Genomic DNA, 17546 nt, shown 5'->3' with positions numbered 1-17546 from the left:
ACGTTATGAATCAATTTGCAACGATCTTACCGGTGATCTTTCCGATCATAGCAGGTGTTGCGCTGCTGCCGGTAAAATTTAAAAATAGAAAGCAACGTGAAATTTGGGTTTTGTCCATCACCATGATCAATACTGTTTTAGCTCTTTACGCAATTTATGGTGTGGATGCGGGTGTGGTAAATCTGTTCCACTTTAGTGAAAAGTTATCTTTAACCTTACATATCGACGGGATGTCAAAGGTTTTTGGTACCATGGTTTCTCTCTTATGGGGAATTACTACGGTCTATGCTTTTGAATATATGACCCATGAGGGTAGGGAGGACAAATTCTTTGCCTTCTTTACCATGACTTATGGTGTTGTTTTAGGTGTGGCTTTTTCTGGAAACTTCTTAACCATGTATCTATTCTACGAATTTTTAACCTTGGCAACATTGCCTTTGGTTATGCATGCCTTAGATAACAAAGCCCGACATGCGGGGAAAACATATATATTTTACATGATGTTTGGTGCAGCGTTGGCCTTTATTGGTTTTGTATTTATATATTGCTACAGCGACGCAATGGAGTTCGTTTACGGCGGTGTATTAAATCCACAACTTGTGAAGGGGCATGAGGATACATTACTCATTATTTTCCTTATGGCATTCTTTGGTTTCGGTGTAAAGGCATCAGTCATCCCTTTTTACCGATGGTTGCCAAAGGCTTCTGTTGCACCTACACCAGTTACGGCATTGCTTCATGCGGTAGCTGTCGTTAAATCAGGCGTGTTTGCAATTATCCGTTTGATTTATTATAGTTTTGGTACGGAGTATTTAGTGGGTACTTGGGCACAAAGTGTAATTATTATTGCGGCAGCCATTACCATTGTGTTTGGCTCTACTATTGCTCTGAGGACACCTCATATTAAAAGAAGATTTGCTTACTCTACAGTTTCTAATCTTTCCTATATTGTTTTTGGTGTGGCATTGATGAGCCCTGCAGGCCTCACAGCAGGACTTTTGCATATGATTTATCATGCTGTGATTAAAATCACCCTGTTCTTTACTGCCGGGGCTATTTTGTATAAGACCCATAAGGAGTATTTGTACGAAGTAGAAGGCTTTGGGAGACTTATGCCTATTACCTTTTTAAGTATGGCACTAACGGGGGTAAGCTTGGTTGGGATACCGCCTTTTGCAGGTTTTCATAGTAAGTGGGCCTTGGCGACGGCAGCGGTGCAGTCAGATAACTTAATCGCTTATATAGGGATTATTGCGTTGATTATATCGGCTGTTTTGACGGCTCTGTATATATTTTATATTATTATCAGAGCTTACTTCCCAAGAAAGAAGGAGTACGCACAAGGGTATTATCAAAATGTAGAAGATCCCAATAAGTATATGACCATCCCTTTGGTGATTTTGACCGTTGTTACAGTTATAATTGGACTTTTCCCTTCAAGCCTTCTCAATGTTCTTGAGTTGGTGGCGACAGGGGTAGTTTAGAAAGGAGGAAAACAAATATGGAACGAAATATCATTTTACCGTTATTGGTTTTCTTCCCTATGGTAGCCGCAGTATTAGGCTACATGATTGGACGAAAAAATAAAGAAGCAAGAAGTAATTGGGCTTGCCTTGTAACATTTTTGACGTTGGTGGGGGCTACTTTATTGCTCGGAACCCACGCAAGTTACTCTTTACCCGCTTTTTGTGGGTTGGGCTTAAGTTTTGATTGTGATGGGCTTCGGGTGGTAATGGCAATTTTAACTTCCTTTATATGGTTTATGACTACGGTTTTTTCCAAGGAATACTTTGCCCATTACCGTAATCGAAACAGATATTATTTCTTTATGTTAATGACCCTTGGGGCAACGTTAGGGGTTTTCCTTTCCGCAGATTTGTATACTACATTTATTTTCTTTGAAATCATGTCATTTACATCTTTTGTATTGGTTATTCATGAAGAAAGTGAAACTGCAATTCGTGCCGCACATACGTATTTAGCCGTTGCAGTAATCGGTGGTTTGGTGCTTTTGATGGGCTTGTTTATGATGTATAATATGGCAGGCACACTGAATATTGATGCATTGGCTGCATTTGTGGCAGCACAAGAGGATAAAAGGGCATTTTATGCCGTTGGTGTTCTTGTTTTGTTTGGGTTTGGTGCAAAAGCAGGTGTTTTTCCGCTCCATATCTGGCTGCCGGAGGCCCACCCTGTGGCTCCTGCCCCTGCCAGTGCGTTATTATCCTGTATTTTAACAAAATCAGGTGTTTATGGTATGTTGGTTTTAAGCTGTAAACTGTTTTTGTATGATGCAACTTGGGGCGATTTAACTTTACTATTAGGTGTCATTACTATGGTTTTGGGGGCAGTTTTAGCGGTATTCTCTATCAACTTGAAAAGAACCCTAGCCTGCTCATCCCTGTCTCAGATTGGGTTTGTGGCAACGGCAATTGGTATGCAAGGATTATTGGGCTCTCATAATGCCTTGGCGGCAGGGGGAACCATTCTTCACGTTGCAAACCACTCCCTGCTGAAGTTGGTTCTATTTATGTCTGCCGGTGTGGTATACATGAACGTACATAAGCTAAACCTCAATGAAATTAGGGGATGGGGGAAAGATAAACCTTTATTGAAGTTTATCTTCTTAATGGGTGTATTAGGCATAACAGGTATACCCCTTTGGAATGGATATATCAGTAAAACTTTAATTCACGAAAGCATTGTAGAATACATTGTTATTTTACAAGAAGCAGGTCAGTCCACCCTGTATATGCAAACGGTGGAGTGGTTGTTCTTATTCTCTGGTGGTTTAACCCTGGCTTACATGACAAAGATTTTTGTTGCCGTATTTGTGGATACAAATCCTTATCCCGATACCCATCATGTCCATAACCACGGGCCTTATATGAATAAGCTTACTGCAACCACTTTGACCATTGGTGGGGTAATCCTGCCTGTTTTAGGTATTTTCCCTCACCAAACAGCAGAAAAAATTGCAGACCTCAGTTATCATTTTATGGGTTCCCATGCCCCCGATCATGCGGTGCATTACTTTGCCTGGATTAATTTAAAAGGAGCTGTCATTACCCTTGTTCTGGGCGCATTGGTATACTTCTTGTTTATCAGAAAAGTATTAATGGCAAAGGATGAAAATGGTAATCTAGTTTACGTTGATCGTTGGCCAAGGGGCTTAAGTTTGGAAGACAGACTTTATCGCCCTGCATTATTAAGCTGGTTACCCTTCGTAGGTGGTTTATTTGCTCGTATGCTGGGCTCCCTTACCGATGGCTTTGTGGCTATTTCTCGTATGCTTGTTTTTAACGATGATAGTGGGCGAGTTATACCCCCTGAGGATCAGTACTTCTCAACCTATAGAGATATAGATGCTGATAAGGTTGTATATGGTGAAGGTTTTGCAAAAAGCTTACTGATGATCGGTGTTGGCCTTGCCGTTGCCATGCTTTATATTTTAGTTTAATTTTGAAAAAATATTTTTGTATAGGACAAAGCCTGTATTGCTAATTTAGGAAGGTAAATTAGCAATTGGGCTTTTTTCTGTGGATTTTTAGAAACATCCCTAGGAATAACAAAAATTTATTGAAACTGATTCAAACTCACTTTAATTGACATCAGCCTTTGAAGGGGTTAAAATATAATTACACAAGATTAGGAGAACCAAACTATGAAAAGAACTAAAATAATTTCAATTTTACTGTGTTGCACTTTTCTTTTTAGCGGATGTGCAGAAAAAAGAGAGCAAGCACAACAAATGCTTGATAAATACTCAGATGAGAATCTACATGAAATGACAACTTTTGCCATGGATACAATTATGCAGTTTACATTATACGATGAAAACGGAGAGCAGCTTTTAACAGAAGCGGAGCAGGAAATTCGTAGATTGGAAAGGTTATTTTCTGTAACCATGGAGGAGAGTGAGATTACTAGGCTTAACCAACAAGCGGGACAAGGTGCAGTTTCTGTTTCAGAAGACACGTTGAAAGTATTGCAAAGGGGAAAGGAGATTGGGGAGCTTACCAATGAAGCTTATGATTTAGCCATATCCCCCGTTGTAAAAGCTTGGGGTTTTACCACCGATGAGGAAAAGCACGTTCCATCGGCGGAAACATTGGAAAGCCTTTTGCCTTTTACAAAAGCTGAAGATTTGATTTTGGATGGAGAGGCTGTTACAGCTGAATTATTAAAAAAAGGCATGGCCGTAGATTTAGGCGGTATTGCAAAGGGTTATACTTCCGATGCTGTTACAGCACTATTAAAAGAAAGAGGTGTAACCAGCGGACTTTTTTCATTAGGAGGGAACATTTCTGCCATAGGAACAAAGCCTGATGGTGAAAAATGGAAAATTGCCATTGAAAATCCCTTGGATGCTAATGATTATGTTGGATTATTAGAGGTGGAGAATTGTTCGGTGATTACTTCTGGGGGCTATCAACGCTACTTTGACGAAGATGGAAAACGTTATCACCACATAATTGATTCACAAACGGGGTATCCTGCTGATAAAGGCTTGCTATCTGTTACTGTCATTAGTAAAGATGGTACAAAAGCTGATGGATTATCTACTGCATTGTTTGTAATGGGTTTGGATGAGGCTGTCAATTTGTGGCGCAACAGCGATGACTTTGAAGGTGTTTTTATAACAACAGATGGGAGGGTCATCGCCACAGAAGGTGCGGCTGACTTCTTTGCCTTTGAAGGTAGGGATAATGACTTTGTTTATGAAACTGTAAAAAGACAAGGAGGGAAACAATGAACAAGTTAAAAGAATTTTTAAACAGCTACATTGTGGAATTTGATTGGAAGGACATTGCTATTTTTAAGCTTTGCCTTGCTGCCTTTGGTGTGATGATTGGTATTTCTTTGCCAAGAGAAAACAAAAGGTCGATTTTGGCAATAAGCGGTGCAGTTTTTGCCGTAACAACAATTGTTATACTTTGTAGATTGTTGGGCATGGAATGCCCATTCTGCAAAGATGAGGATGAATTTTTGGACTGGGATGATGATGAAGATGAAGAAGGTTTTGTCATGAAAATTACTTCTGAAGATTAAAATTCCTTGTTCCTTAAAACAGTGGAATTGAAAAAGTTTGAAAAAGCCCATTGCGTGTTTACTACTTGCAATTGGGCTTTTTTTTGCAAATGAGCGTGAAAATAAAAACCCTTCCCTTAAACCTTATTATAGAACGATATGAAGGTAAAACATACTTTCCTTTGGATAGGATGTTAAAATTTGACTTTCAATGAAACATGAATACCAGTGCCCATAAGCCTTAAGTCTTCAGAAGACAAAAGGATGAGCAACAGTAAATTTGAATATCCCAATAGAAAAGCCCACCCAAAGAGGGTGGGCAAAGTACTATATTTGAACGGTAAGGGGAAGTAGTACTTTCTTTAAGGAATTAAAATTGCTTTGCAGCATTCTCCGCTTTTCATCAAACGAAGACCTTCTTCAAACTCTTCTAAAGGTAGCGTATGGGTAACGATGGGAGAAAGGTCTAAACCACCAGCGATAAGACCTTTTGCGTCTTCCCAAGTTTTGTACATCAATCGGCCGGCAATGCCTTTGATTACTTTACCACTGTATACAAATTCAGAGAAGTCAAAGTCAACGGAGCCGTCTGGCAAACCAGCTGCTGCCATTTTTCCTTCGGGTGCCATGCATTCGATGGCAGTTTTGATTGCTTTTGTATTTCCTGTAAACTCTATTACAACTTCAACACCATGGTCTGTTTTTTCTTTAATCGCTTGGACAACGTCTACTTCCGTAGGGTTTAAAACTTCATCAGCCCCCATTTGTAATGCCAAGGCAGCACGCTGTTTGTTGATTTCTATGGCAAATACCTTTGCAGCACCACATTTTTTCGCAACAGCAACAGCCATAACCCCAATGGGGCCACAACCATTTACCATTACGACTTTGCCAGCAAGGGGAAACTCCATGGCGGCATGAACTGCCACGCCAAAAGGTTCCATGATAGAAACAATTTCCACGGGGGTGGATGGATCGTACACAATGGCATTTTCAGCGGGTATTGCGATATACTCTGCAAAACAGCCATCTCTGGATACCCCAATTGTTTTGGTGTTTGCACATACATGCTCATAGCCATTGTGGCAAAGGGTGCAGGCGTTGCAAACAATATGAGTTTCTGCGGAAATTAAATCGCCAACCTTAATCGTAGCCACATGTTCGCCAACGGCTATGACTTCACCTGCAAATTCGTGACCAATAATGGAAGGGGGATTTATGCGTTTTTGGGACCACTCGTTCCATTCATGAATATGTACATCGGTTCCACAAACAGCCGCAGCCTTTACTTTAACAAGTATATCGTTGGCACCATATGTGGGAATAGGTCTTTCTGTAAGAACCAATGCGCCAACTTCAGGTCTTTCTTTCACAACACATTTCATCATTTGGACCATAATACTTCCTCCTAGCTATAAAAAAATTAGGAAAAATAACAGATTTCTTAAATCATATTTTAGGAGAATTCTGTATATTTGTACAATACATAATTTCTCTCGTAACATAAAAAACTTTTATTATTAAGAATTATAATAGTTGTAAAACTTACAAAAAAATCCACCGGAAAAAATATATTTTTGGAGGATTGAATGCGCTAGGCTAAGGTTGCTTGCAATGCTTTGCTACATCTTCAATAAAATCAAGAATTTTTTTTGTTAAAGATTGCATATGTCCCTCTTTTCGGTACAAAATACCTATATCCAGAAACATTGGCTCTTGAAAAGGTCTTGTAACTAAAGGTTTGTGGGCATAAAGGGCACGGGGCGTATTGTTATGATCAACGTTTATGATACCCGAACTGCCTCCCAAAAGTATTTCCTCGATATAGCTGGTTTGTTGCAAATGCTTGGATGCAACTTTCAGGTGAATATTTCTTTTTTCAGCCTCCATTTCCAAGCGTTTTGGCAAATAAGAAGAAGCCCCTAGGCTGGTAATGGGTGTAGAGTCTAGCATTTGTATAGGAATTTTATCATAGGCTGCCAGCTGGCTATCTTCCCGTACTAAAAGGCAAATTTCTTGTTGATACAATGGGATAGACGCAACTGGAAATTCCCCGATGTTTTCTGGAATCACGTTAATTGCAACATCCACTTCGCCATTTGTGATTTTCGTAATGTGGTAATACGCACCGCCCTCATCGAAAAAAACCTCTTCGTTGTCCGATAAGGATGGTAGGAAGTGTTGGTAAATTCCGTGTACAATTTCGGGAGGTGCCGTGGGGGAAAGTCCCAGCCGCAACGTTTTTTTCTGATTTCGGCTTTTTGACAGCATCTCCGACTCTATGGCACGTAGTTCATCTAAAATAGGCATTACTTTTTGAACAAAAGCCTCACCTTCGGGGGTGAAAAGCACTTTTTTTGGCGTCCTTATCACAAGCTTCATGTTATACTCTTCTTCAAGCTTTCGCACGGAAGCAGAGACAGCAGGCTGAGAAACAAAAAGTGCTTCCGCCGCTTTTGTAAAGTTTTTATACTTATAAATTGCTTCTAAGTATTCCAATGCTTTAAACTGCATAATGAAATCACCTTTATCTTTCGTATTTTTAGATTATTATACTATTTTAGATTGTATCACAAAAAAGGCAAAATGACCAGTTAAGGCAGAATAAGTCCAGTTTCTTGAAGGGGTTTTCAGCTAAAAAAAAAGAAAATTAAAGAAAATTTGAAAAAGTTATTGACAAACTATGATGTTTTGTTTTAAAATAAGCCTGTTTTCAATCGCATATAGCGAGGACACTTTTGACCAGTTTCAACTTTGAAACTCAAGGCCATACGGACAGCCGGGTCAACTGCCGATTGTGAAGCTTTGCTTCACATTATTGATTGCGTTAAGAGCGCAACTTTTATAAGTTGGCAACTCAATTGCCAGTTGGTTACTTCATAACCAAGTGTACTAGGGTACACACTTGTGAAACGGTCAATAATAAGGAGTAGTAAAAGTAGTTCTTACTATATAGACTCTGAAAACATTTAGGTAGCAGGCGAGAAGCCCTCTATTGCAAGCAGTAGAGATGAGATTCTTGGTTCGTACCCAAATTTATTTGAACGTTTATAAGATGTGCCATAGTATGCTGTGGTGCATCTTTTTTTATTGCTTGGGGGGATTTTAAATGGTTGAAAAAATGAAATTATATGGTTTTAATAATCTCACAAAATCGTTGAGTTTTAATATTTATGACATCTGTTATGCTAAAACGGCTAGAGAACAACAGGATTATATTAAGTATATTAATGAGCAGTATAATTCCGAGCGTCTGACTGCAATATTGACGAAACTTACTGAAATGATTGGCGCAACTGTGCTTAATATTTCGAAGCAAGACTATGAACCCCAAGGTGCCAGTGTAACTTTTTTGATTGCCGAGGAAAGTATGGTGAAGACTCGTAGTGGGGAAACGGTTGTGGCACATCTGGATAAAAGCCACGTCACCGTACACACCTATCCGGAGTACCACCCAGATACTTCCATTGCTACTTTTCGTGTGGATATTGATGTAGCTACTTGTGGCGAAATCACACCACTATCCACTTTGGATTTTTTGATTGGAAGCTTTGATTCGGACATTATCACCATGGACTATCGTGTGAGGGGCTTTACTCGAGATATGGAAGGGCAAAAACTGTTTATCGACCACAATATTACTTCCATTCAGGATTATATCGATAACGATGTTTTGCAAAAATACGATGCCATTGATGTAAATATATATCAGTCTAATATTTTTCATACAAAGATGCTGATTAAGGATTTGGTGCTGCAGAATTATTTATTTAATTCCGATGTTTACGAAATTCCACCCCAAATCCGTTTGGATATTACGAATTCATTACGCCGTGAAATGATTGAAATTTTTAGCGGCTCTAATATTTATCAGGAGGTAAAGCGTTGAAAGATCAGAATAAAGTTCCATTACTTGAGGCGTTGGAGCGTATGCGTCACGAACGCTTGGTACCCTTTGACGTGCCTGGGCATAAACACGGAAAGGGCAACCCCCAGCTGACAGAATTTTTAGGTGAGAAGTGTTTGTCGGTGGATGTGAACTCTATGAAGCCGTTGGATAATCTCTGCCACCCTGTAAGTGTCATCAAAGAAGCAGAGGAGCTTGCCGCTGAGGCTTTCGGTGCAGCACATGCATTTTTCATGGTGGGTGGTACAACCTCTGCTGTACAGGCTATGATTCTTTCCAGCGTAAAAAGTGGAGATAAGATTATTCTTCCCCGAAACGTACACCAAAGTATAATAAACTCTCTGGTGCTTTGTGGTGCTGTACCCGTTTACATCAACCCTCAAACGGATAAAAAGCTGGGGATAGCCTTGGGTATGTCCCTGCGGGATGTAAAGCGTACCATTGAGGAGCATCCCACTGCCAAAGCAATCTTGGTAAACAACCCAACCTACTATGGTATTTGCTCCGATTTAAAGCAAATAACCGAAATTGCCCATGAAAAGGGGTTACGGGTTCTTGTAGATGAGGCCCACGGAACTCATTTCTACTTCGGTAAGGACATGCCTATTTCTGCCATGGCCGCTGGAGCAGATATGGCGGCGGTAAGTATGCATAAGTCTGGTGGTTCCCTGACACAAAGTTCAATCTTACTTTGTGGTGAAAAGGTAAATAAAAACTACGTTAGAAAAATCATCAACCTTACCCAAACCACTAGTGGTTCTTACCTGCTACTTTCTAGCCTAGATATTTCAAGGCGAAACCTTGCACTGTGGGGGGAGGAGACCTTTGAGAAAGTGAAAAAGTTTGCCCAATATGCAAGGGATGAAATCAACGCCATCGGCGATTATTATGCTTATTCCAAGGAATTGATTAATGGTGATAGCGTCTTTGACTTTGATACAACGAAGCTTTCCATAAACACTTTGCAACTGGGTCTTGCGGGCATTGAAGTTTACGACTTGCTTCGTGACGAGTATGGCATACAAATTGAATTCGGAGATTTGGGCAACGTACTTGCTTATATTTCCGTAGGAGATAAAAATAAAAACATCGAACGCTTGATTAGTGCCCTTTCTGAAATTAGACGAATTTATAAAAATGACAATAAAAACATGTTAGATAGTGAGTATATCAGCCCAACAGTAAATACTTCTCCACAGATTGCGTTTTACGCCGAAAAAGTTAGCCTTCCCCTTGAGGAATGCGGAGGTAGAGTTTGTGCAGAGTTTGTAATGTGTTACCCCCCTGGAATTCCCATTCTTGCGCCAGGAGAGCAGATAACTCCAGAAATTATTGCCTATATCCAGTATGCAAAAGAAAAGGGCTGTTCCCTAACGGGGCCTGAGAGCATGGATGTCAGGCATCTGAATGTACTGAAAGGAGAATGAAATGGACGACTTATGGTACAGTGAATATCATACACCAAATGTACGCTTTTCTTTGAAAGTAAACACGCAACTCCACTATGAAAAGAGTAATTATCAGGAAATATCTATATTTGACTCTCCTGAATTTGGTCGGTTTTTAACCTTAGACGGAATTATGATGCTGACTGAGCGGGATGAATTTATTTATCATGAAATGATTACCCATACAGCAATGGCTGTGAACCCTGATGTGAAAAATGTGCTGGTAATTGGTGCAGGGGATGGCGGCGTGTTGCGTGAGCTTAGCAAATACAGTGGCATTGAAACGATGGATGTGGTGGAAATTGATGAGCGTGTGGTGGCAGTTTGCAAAGAGTATTTGCCCAAAACTGCCTGTGGCTTCGAAGATCCACGGGTACGCCTTCATTTTCAAGACGGCTTGAAATTTGTCCGTCGTGCAGAGAACGCTTACGACCTAATCATTGTGGACTCCACAGACCCTTTTGGACCTGGAGAGGTGCTGTTTACCAAAGAATTTTATGGTAACTGTTATAACGCACTTACGGAGAAAGGGATATTGATAAATCAGCATGAAAGTCCTTTTTACAATGAAGATGCAAAGGCGATGAAATCAGCCCATAGGCGTATTGCCCACGCATTCCCCATTAGCTGTGTTTATCAAGCACACATTCCCACATATCCTTCGGGGCATTGGTTATTTGGGTTTGCATCAAAAGCGTTGCATCCCTTAAATGACTTAAAGGCCGATGTTTGGAAAAAGGTAGGCATTGCAACTCGTTATTACAACACGAATTTGCATGTGGGCGCTTTTGCTCTACCCACTTATGTAAAGGAGATGCTTGAAAATGAATAAAAATATACAGACATTTCTGGCTTGTGAGGCCGATTATGAAAAGGCAGAAGTTGTGCTCTTTGGCGTACCCTTTGATGGAACAGCTTCTTTTCGCCCGGGTACTCGCTTTGGCCCCTCGGCCATTCGGAATGAATCTTTCGGTATTGAAACATACTCACCCTATAGTGACCGTGATCTTGTGGACTATGAAATTTTCGATGGGGGAGATTTGGAACTTCCCTTTGGTAACACGGAGAAGGTGCTGGAGATGACACAAAACTATACGGAGCAAATTCTTAATGACGGGAAAAAATTTGTAATGCTAGGCGGAGAGCATTTGATTACATTGGGTGCTATGCGTGCCGTGGTAAAGCATTATCCCGATTTGCATATCATCCACTTGGATGCCCATACAGACTTGCGTACAGAGTATATGGGAGAGGCTCTTTCCCACTCTACGGTAATGAGGCAGGTGTGGAACTTGGTAGGAGACGGTAGAATTCATCAATTTGGCATCCGTAGTGGTGAAAAATATGAGTTTGACTTTGCAAAGGAACATACTTGTTTGCATAAATTCGATCTAACGGGATTTTCAGAAGCTGTAGCAAACCTTAAGGGGAAGCCAGTGTATTTTTCCTTAGACCTTGATGTGTTGGATCCTTCCATATTTTGTGGAACAGGCACCACGGAAGCAGGGGGTATCACATTTAAAGAATTGTTGGAAGCCGTTATGCAGTTGCATCAACTAAACATTGTTGGCTGTGACATCAATGAGCTTTCACCTCACTATGATCAAAGCGGTAGTTCCACTGCCGTTGCTTGTAAAATTACGAGAGAAATATTATTGCAGATGACAAAGTAAAGGAGACGAGAAAATGGGAAAATGTATGATTATTGGTTGTGGCGGTGTTGCTGGTGTTGCAATCCATAAATGCTGCCAGAACAGTGAAGTTTTTGAGGAAATCATGATTGCCAGCCGTACGAAATCTAAGTGTGACGCCTTGAAAGAACAGCTTGAGGGAACGACAAAAACAAAAATCCAGACAGCTCAGGTGGATGCAGATAATGTAGATGAATTGGTTGCACTGATTAATGCGTTTAAACCTGACGTTGTTTTAAATCTTGCATTGCCATATCAGGACTTGACCATTATGGATGCTTGCTTGATTACAAAAACCCACTACATCGATACTGCAAACTACGAACCTTTGGATACTGCAAAGTTTGAATACAAATGGCAGTGGGCATATCGTGAAAAGTTTAAAGAAGCGGGTATCTGCGCCCTTTTGGGTAGTGGCTTTGACCCTGGTGTTACTGGTGTTTTCTCTGCTTATGCTCAAAAACATCATTTTGATGAAATCAATTATATCGACATCCTTGACTGTAATGGCGGTGACCATGGCTATCCTTTTGCAACAAACTTTAACCCTGAAATCAATATCCGTGAAGTAACTGCCAACGGTAGCTACTGGGAAAACGGTGAATGGGTAGAAACTGAGCCTATGGAAATTAAGCGTGAGTATGACTTTGCGGAAGTTGGCAAAAAGGATATGTATCTTTTGCACCATGAAGAATTGGAAAGCTTGGGCTTAAATATTAAGGGAATCAAACGTATCCGTTTCTTTATGACATTTGGTCAAAGCTACTTGACACACTTGAAATGCTTGGAAAACGTAGGTATGACCTCCATCGAGCCCATTGAATTTGAAGGACAGCAGATTGTTCCTTTGCAGTTCTTAAAGGCAGTATTGCCTGACCCTGCAAGCCTTGGCCCTCGTACTGTAGGCAAAACAAACATCGGTTGCATCTTCCAGGGTGTGAAAGATGGCAAAGAGAAGAGCTATTACTTATATAACATTTGTGACCATCAGGAATGCTACAAGGAAGTAGGAAGTCAGGCAGTTTCTTACACCACAGGCGTACCTGCTATGATTGGCGCAATGCTTGTAATGAATGGTACATGGAACAAACCAGGTGTATGGAATATGGAAGAGTTTGATCCAGACCCATTCATGGATGCACTGAACAAATGGGGCTTGCCTTGGGTTGAAGACTTTAACCCCGAGTTGGTGGACTAATGGAAAAGGTATTGTTATCGGTAGAAACCCCTTGTTACGTTGTAGATGAAAACCGTTTGGTTGAAAACCTTGTTATACTAAAGGATGTGGCGGAGCGTGCCGGCTGTAAAATTTTGCTGGCACAAAAAGCCTTTTCTATGTTCGCTGTGTATCCCCTAATTGGGGGCTATCTTGCAGGAACAACTGCCAGTGGTTTGTTTGAGGCAAAGCTTGGTTTTCAGGAAATGGGAAAAGAAACCCATATCTTTTCTGGGGCGTATATGGAAAAAGAGTTTGACGAGATTGTTGAACTCTGTGACCATATTTCCTTTAATTCTTTTGTCCAGTGGCAAAAATATAGGGAAAAAGCCCTCAGAGCAGGGAGAAGTTGCGGTATTCGCATAAATCCACAGCATTCTACTCAAGACCATGGTATTTACGACCCTTGTGCGGAAGGTTCTCGCCTTGGAGTGACAAGGGAGAATTTTCGTCCTGATTTATTGGAGGGTATTGAGGGTCTGCATTTTCACACATTGTGCGAACAAAATAGTGATGCCCTTATTGAAACTCTAGCGGCGGTGGAAGAAAAGTTCGGTGAATTCTTGCCACAAATGAAGTGGGTGAATTTTGGCGGTGGTCATCATATCACCCGTGCCGACTATGATCGGGACGCACTGGTAGATTGTATTGTACATTTCAAAAAAAAATATAACGTGGAAGTTTATTTGGAGCCAGGAGAGGCAGTAGCCCTTCAGGCAGGGTATTTGGTGGCTTCCGTGTTGGACGTGGTACAAAATGGCATAGAAATTGCAATTTTGGATGCTTCTGCCGCTTGCCATATGCCTGACGTCATTGAGATGCCATACCGTCCGCCTTTGTGGCAGAGTGGTGAAGCAGGTGAAAAGCCCTTTACCTATCGTTTGGCGGGCGCAACCTGCTTGTCAGGTGATGTAATAGGGGACTATTCCTTTGAGCAGCCCCTTTTCGTTGGGGATAAGCTTATTTTTGAGGATATGGCCATTTATTCTATGGTTAAAAATAATACGTTTAACGGAATGTGTCTGCCATCCATCGCATTACTTCAAGGAGATGGAAGCATTCGTACAATCAGAAAGTTTGGATATGTGGATTTTAAAGAGCGTTTGTCTTAATGAAATACCAAAAGTTTCTATTTAGAAGTTTTCTATAGGGCATTGATAAAAGTTGATTGACATATTACCATGCTTATAGCATATAAAGAAATTTGTTTATATACAGAACGGGCAGAGTTTCTGACCGTTCTGTGGTTTGGTGAGGGGGAAATTTACGATGATTGTAGCAAAATTCGGTGGCAGTTCTCTGGCAAGTGGGAGTCAGTTTCAAAAAGTACGGGATATTATTCTGGCAGATAGCCGACGGACACTCATCGTTCCTAGTGCACCGGGTAAACGATTTCATGATGATGATAAAGTGACAGACCTTTTGTACCGCTGTCACAGTGAACAGGGTGATGGTCAGTCTTTTCAAGCAACTTTTCAGAGAATTCGACAAAGATATTTTGATATTGCTATGGAGTTGAATTTGTCTTTAAACCTTGAGGCATATCTTGATGAAATAAATAAGAACATTGCATCTGGAGCTTCGGCGGATTATTGCGCTAGCCGAGGCGAATATCTAAACGGTCTTTTATTAGCAGATTACCTTGGTTTTGCATTTTTAGATGCGGCCGAGGTTATTCTATTTGATGAAAAGGGCGTTTTTGATGCTGAAAAAACAAATGCAATATTGAGTAAAAGGTTGGAACAGCATGAAAACGTGGTGATACCTGGTTTTTACGGAAGTACCCCTGACGGGGAAATTCGTGTTTTTTCCCGTGGTGGAAGTGACATTACTGGAGCAATTGTGGCTCGTGCTGCAAGGGCAGAACTATACGAAAATTGGACTGATGTTTCAGGCTTTTTGATGGCAGACCCTCGCATCGTAAATAACCCTAAGCCCATTAGCCATATTACTTATCATGAGATGCATGAACTTTGCTGTGCAGGGGCTACGGTGCTTCATGAGGATGGCGTTTATCCTGTGAATAGGGCGGGCATCCCCACAAATATCCGTAACACCAACTTGCCTAAGCATCCTGGTACCACGATCACTTGTACCGCAGTGCAAAGGGAAGATTTTGCTATTTTTGCAGGCATTGCTGGGAAGAAAGGTTTCACATTACTGGTGGTGGAAAAAGAACAGGCCGATCGGACTTTAGCTTTTGTGCAAGGGGTGTTGCAGGCGGCTAAAAATTGTGGTTTGGTATTTCAGTATTTACCATCGGGAATCAATTGCGTGTGCCTCATGGTGGATACCCATCAGCTTAGTATAGTGGAAGGGTTGTTTCAAGAAGAAATTCAAAAATTGGGAATAGCCTACTCCCTTAACATTCAGCGCCAAATTGCAGGGATTGTTCTTGTTGGATATGGCATCATTCATAATCGTGCAACGGTAAACCGTATTTATAAAATATTGAAAGAGCAAGGCATTGGCGTGGTTATGATTAACCAAGGCAGTGGTGAATTGAGTACATGGGTTGGGGTTTTGGAAAATGAGATGGAAGCGGCAATCCGTGCAATTTATGAGGAATTTGTTTGATTTGTAGCAGGAAATGAATTTAATTAATAATAAAACTCCTTTGTATGTTTGACAATAAAAAAGTCATAACAAGCAAAGGAGTTTGTTTTATTGTTGCCACTTTAAACATTTCTTTTCGAGGAAAGCGATACCTTCGTACATTAAGGCAGCCATAATAGCAAGAATCATAACGCTTAACATTACCCAGTCTAGTTTAAATATCTGGCTTCCGTAGACGATTAAAAACCCCAAGCCAGATTGGGCAACCAAGAATTCGCCGACAATAACACCAACGAAGGATAGCCCTACATTAATTTTAAGGGCGTTAAGAATACAAGGAATATTTGCAGGGAAAACCACTTTTGTCAAAACCTGTGCTTTGGTTCCTCCAAAAATTTGAATTAACTTTATCTTTTCTGCATCAACTTGTAAAAAGCCGTTTAACACACTCATTACTGTTACAATCACTGAGGTTAATAGTGCAACGGCGATAATTGAGGTTTGATTGTTGCCTAACCAAACGATGATAATGGGGGCAAGGGCGGTTTTAGGTAGGGAATTTAAAACAACTAAATAGGGCTCAGCCACCTCTGAGATAAAGCGATTCCACCACAATAAAACTGCGGTTAGCGTGCCTAATACTGTTCCAAGTAAAAAGCCAGCAACCGTTTCCCCAAGGGTCGTTCCTATATGTGTCCATAGGGATCCGTCTTTTAACATTTGAACCCCTGCGTGAAACATTCTACTGGGTTGGCTGAAAATAAATGGGTCAATCCAGCCCAAAAGTGCAGCACTTTCCCAAAGTAGGAAAAATCCGATTAGAAGTAACCATTGTATGCCAAGTACAGCGTTTTTTCGTTTACGCAATCGGTTTAAAAATGCTGCTTGTTCTTTTGAAACTGATTTTAAATCTCTTTTATACCACATGAACATCCAGCTCCTTCCAAATTGCGTTGAAGTATTCACGGAATTCTGGTGCCTCTCGTGCCTTCATGGGACTATATTGCTCGATTGAAAGCTTAATATCATATATTTTTTTTACGCTTGCTGGTCTGGAGGATAAAACAACAACTCTGTCTGCTAAGCTAATTGCCTCGGAAATATCATGGCTTACCAGAATTGCGGTTTTTCCCTCTTTACGTATGATGGTTCCGATTTCGTCGGCAACAGAAAGGCGGGTTTGATAGTCTAAGGCAGAAAAGGGTTCATCTAACAAAAGGATATCAGGGCGTACGGCCAATGTACGAATTAAAGCAACCCTTTGTCTCATCCCACCTGAAAGCTGATAGGGATAATGATCTTTAAAGTCACCAAGACCATATTGATCCAGTAGGGCTTCTACGTAAGCAGTGTTTTTTGGTGTAAGTTTATTTTGAATTTCAAGTCCTAAAAGGGCGTTACTGCGAATGGTACGCCATTCCAATAGATAGTCCTTTTGAAGCATATACCCAATTTCTCCGTTTACAGAAATATTACCTTTAGAAGGAGTGATAAGTCCCGCTAGCATAGAAAGTAAGGAAGACTTTCCGCATCCACTAGGGCCAACGATGCTGAGAAATTCTCCTGATGGAACGGAAAGAGATAAATGGGAAACAGCCAATGTTTCACCGCCAATGCTGTGATATCTAAGGCTGACATCATCTAAAGATACGATAGGGCGCATGGGAACGACCTCCTTATAGATTTATACTCCCATT

15 protein-coding genes are annotated in these 17546 nt (G+C 40.8%); 11 read left to right on the top strand and 4 right to left on the bottom strand.

The window, feature by feature from the left end; genetic code table 11:
- Nucleotides 1-5: 5 nt before the first annotated feature.
- From RBQ60_RS10200 to RBQ60_RS10185, 4 genes are all read left to right on the top strand, one after another.
- Nucleotides 6-1484 carry a complex I subunit 5 family protein gene (locus RBQ60_RS10200; RefSeq protein ID WP_307883586.1) on the top strand — a complete coding sequence of 493 codons (1479 nt, stop codon included), beginning with the start codon at nucleotides 6-8 and terminating at the stop codon, nucleotides 1482-1484.
- A gap of 17 nt (nucleotides 1485-1501) precedes the next feature.
- Complete coding sequence (locus tag RBQ60_RS10195) at nucleotides 1502-3460, top strand: complex I subunit 5 family protein (protein ID WP_307883584.1); 1959 nt, start codon at nucleotides 1502-1504, stop codon at nucleotides 3458-3460.
- A 204-nt stretch (nucleotides 3461-3664) separates the two neighbouring features.
- Entirely contained in the window at nucleotides 3665-4756 is a 1092-nt protein-coding gene (locus tag RBQ60_RS10190; protein ID WP_307883583.1) for an FAD:protein FMN transferase, read from the top strand.
- Nucleotides 4753-5052: a hypothetical protein gene (locus RBQ60_RS10185; RefSeq protein ID WP_307883582.1), complete on the top strand. Its 300-nt coding sequence runs from the start codon at nucleotides 4753-4755 to the stop codon at nucleotides 5050-5052. The genes RBQ60_RS10190 and RBQ60_RS10185 overlap by 4 nt, the downstream gene beginning before the upstream one ends.
- Before the next feature lie 341 nt (nucleotides 5053-5393).
- Here RBQ60_RS10185 and tdh read toward each other — a convergent pair whose 3' ends face one another.
- Together tdh and RBQ60_RS10175 are read right to left on the bottom strand one after the other, a co-directional pair.
- Entirely contained in the window at nucleotides 5394-6428 is a 1035-nt protein-coding gene (gene tdh, locus RBQ60_RS10180) for an L-threonine 3-dehydrogenase (RefSeq protein WP_307883581.1), read from the bottom strand.
- A gap of 202 nt (nucleotides 6429-6630) precedes the next feature.
- Nucleotides 6631-7545 carry a LysR family transcriptional regulator gene (locus RBQ60_RS10175; RefSeq protein WP_307883580.1) on the bottom strand — a complete coding sequence of 305 codons (915 nt, stop codon included), beginning with the start codon at nucleotides 7543-7545 and terminating at the stop codon, nucleotides 6631-6633.
- A 595-nt stretch (nucleotides 7546-8140) separates the two neighbouring features.
- On the opposite strand from RBQ60_RS10175, the gene speD reads away from it, so the two are divergent.
- From speD to RBQ60_RS10140, 7 genes are all read left to right on the top strand, one after another.
- Nucleotides 8141-8920, top strand: coding sequence for an adenosylmethionine decarboxylase (speD, locus tag RBQ60_RS10170; protein WP_307883579.1), 780 nt, complete (start codon nucleotides 8141-8143; stop codon nucleotides 8918-8920).
- 41 nt (nucleotides 8921-8961) lie between these two features.
- Nucleotides 8962-10365, top strand: coding sequence for an aminotransferase class I/II-fold pyridoxal phosphate-dependent enzyme (locus tag RBQ60_RS10165; protein WP_307886008.1), 1404 nt, complete (start codon nucleotides 8962-8964; stop codon nucleotides 10363-10365).
- A 1-nt stretch (nucleotide 10366) separates the two neighbouring features.
- Nucleotides 10367-11218: a polyamine aminopropyltransferase gene (gene speE, locus RBQ60_RS10160; protein ID WP_307883578.1), complete on the top strand. Its 852-nt coding sequence runs from the start codon at nucleotides 10367-10369 to the stop codon at nucleotides 11216-11218.
- On the top strand, nucleotides 11211-12059 hold the full coding sequence (gene speB / locus RBQ60_RS10155) for an agmatinase (RefSeq protein ID WP_307883576.1): 849 nt from the start codon (nucleotides 11211-11213) through the stop codon (nucleotides 12057-12059). Before speE ends, speB begins: the two co-directional genes overlap by 8 nt.
- A 13-nt stretch (nucleotides 12060-12072) precedes the next feature.
- Nucleotides 12073-13275, top strand: a complete 1203-nt coding sequence (locus tag RBQ60_RS10150) for a saccharopine dehydrogenase family protein (RefSeq protein WP_307883575.1) — start codon at nucleotides 12073-12075, stop codon at nucleotides 13273-13275.
- Nucleotides 13275-14405, top strand: coding sequence for a carboxynorspermidine decarboxylase (nspC, locus tag RBQ60_RS10145; RefSeq protein ID WP_307883574.1), 1131 nt, complete (start codon nucleotides 13275-13277; stop codon nucleotides 14403-14405). The genes RBQ60_RS10150 and nspC overlap by 1 nt, the downstream gene beginning before the upstream one ends.
- Before the next feature lie 157 nt (nucleotides 14406-14562).
- Entirely contained in the window at nucleotides 14563-15870 is a 1308-nt protein-coding gene (locus tag RBQ60_RS10140) for an aspartate kinase (RefSeq protein ID WP_307883573.1), read from the top strand.
- An 87-nt stretch (nucleotides 15871-15957) separates the two neighbouring features.
- Here RBQ60_RS10140 and RBQ60_RS10135 read toward each other — a convergent pair whose 3' ends face one another.
- Both RBQ60_RS10135 and RBQ60_RS10130 read right to left on the bottom strand, forming a co-directional pair.
- The gene (locus RBQ60_RS10135; RefSeq protein ID WP_307883572.1) at nucleotides 15958-16776 is read right to left on the bottom strand and encodes an ABC transporter permease; all 819 of its coding nucleotides are present in this window, start codon (nucleotides 16774-16776) and stop codon (nucleotides 15958-15960) included.
- Nucleotides 16766-17512 (bottom strand): ABC transporter ATP-binding protein, encoded by a 747-nt coding sequence (locus RBQ60_RS10130; protein ID WP_307883571.1) that lies wholly within the window; start codon nucleotides 17510-17512, stop codon nucleotides 16766-16768. The genes RBQ60_RS10135 and RBQ60_RS10130 overlap by 11 nt, the downstream gene beginning before the upstream one ends.
- Between the last annotated feature and the right edge of the window lie 34 nt (nucleotides 17513-17546).

The sequence above is a fragment of the Anaerotignum sp. MB30-C6 genome, from assembly GCF_030908465.1.
In the GTDB taxonomy this organism is placed as follows: Bacteria; Bacillota; Clostridia; order Lachnospirales; family Anaerotignaceae; genus Chakrabartyella.
Note: the sequence above shows the minus strand (reverse complement) of the source record. Positions and strands in the feature narration are given on the sequence as shown.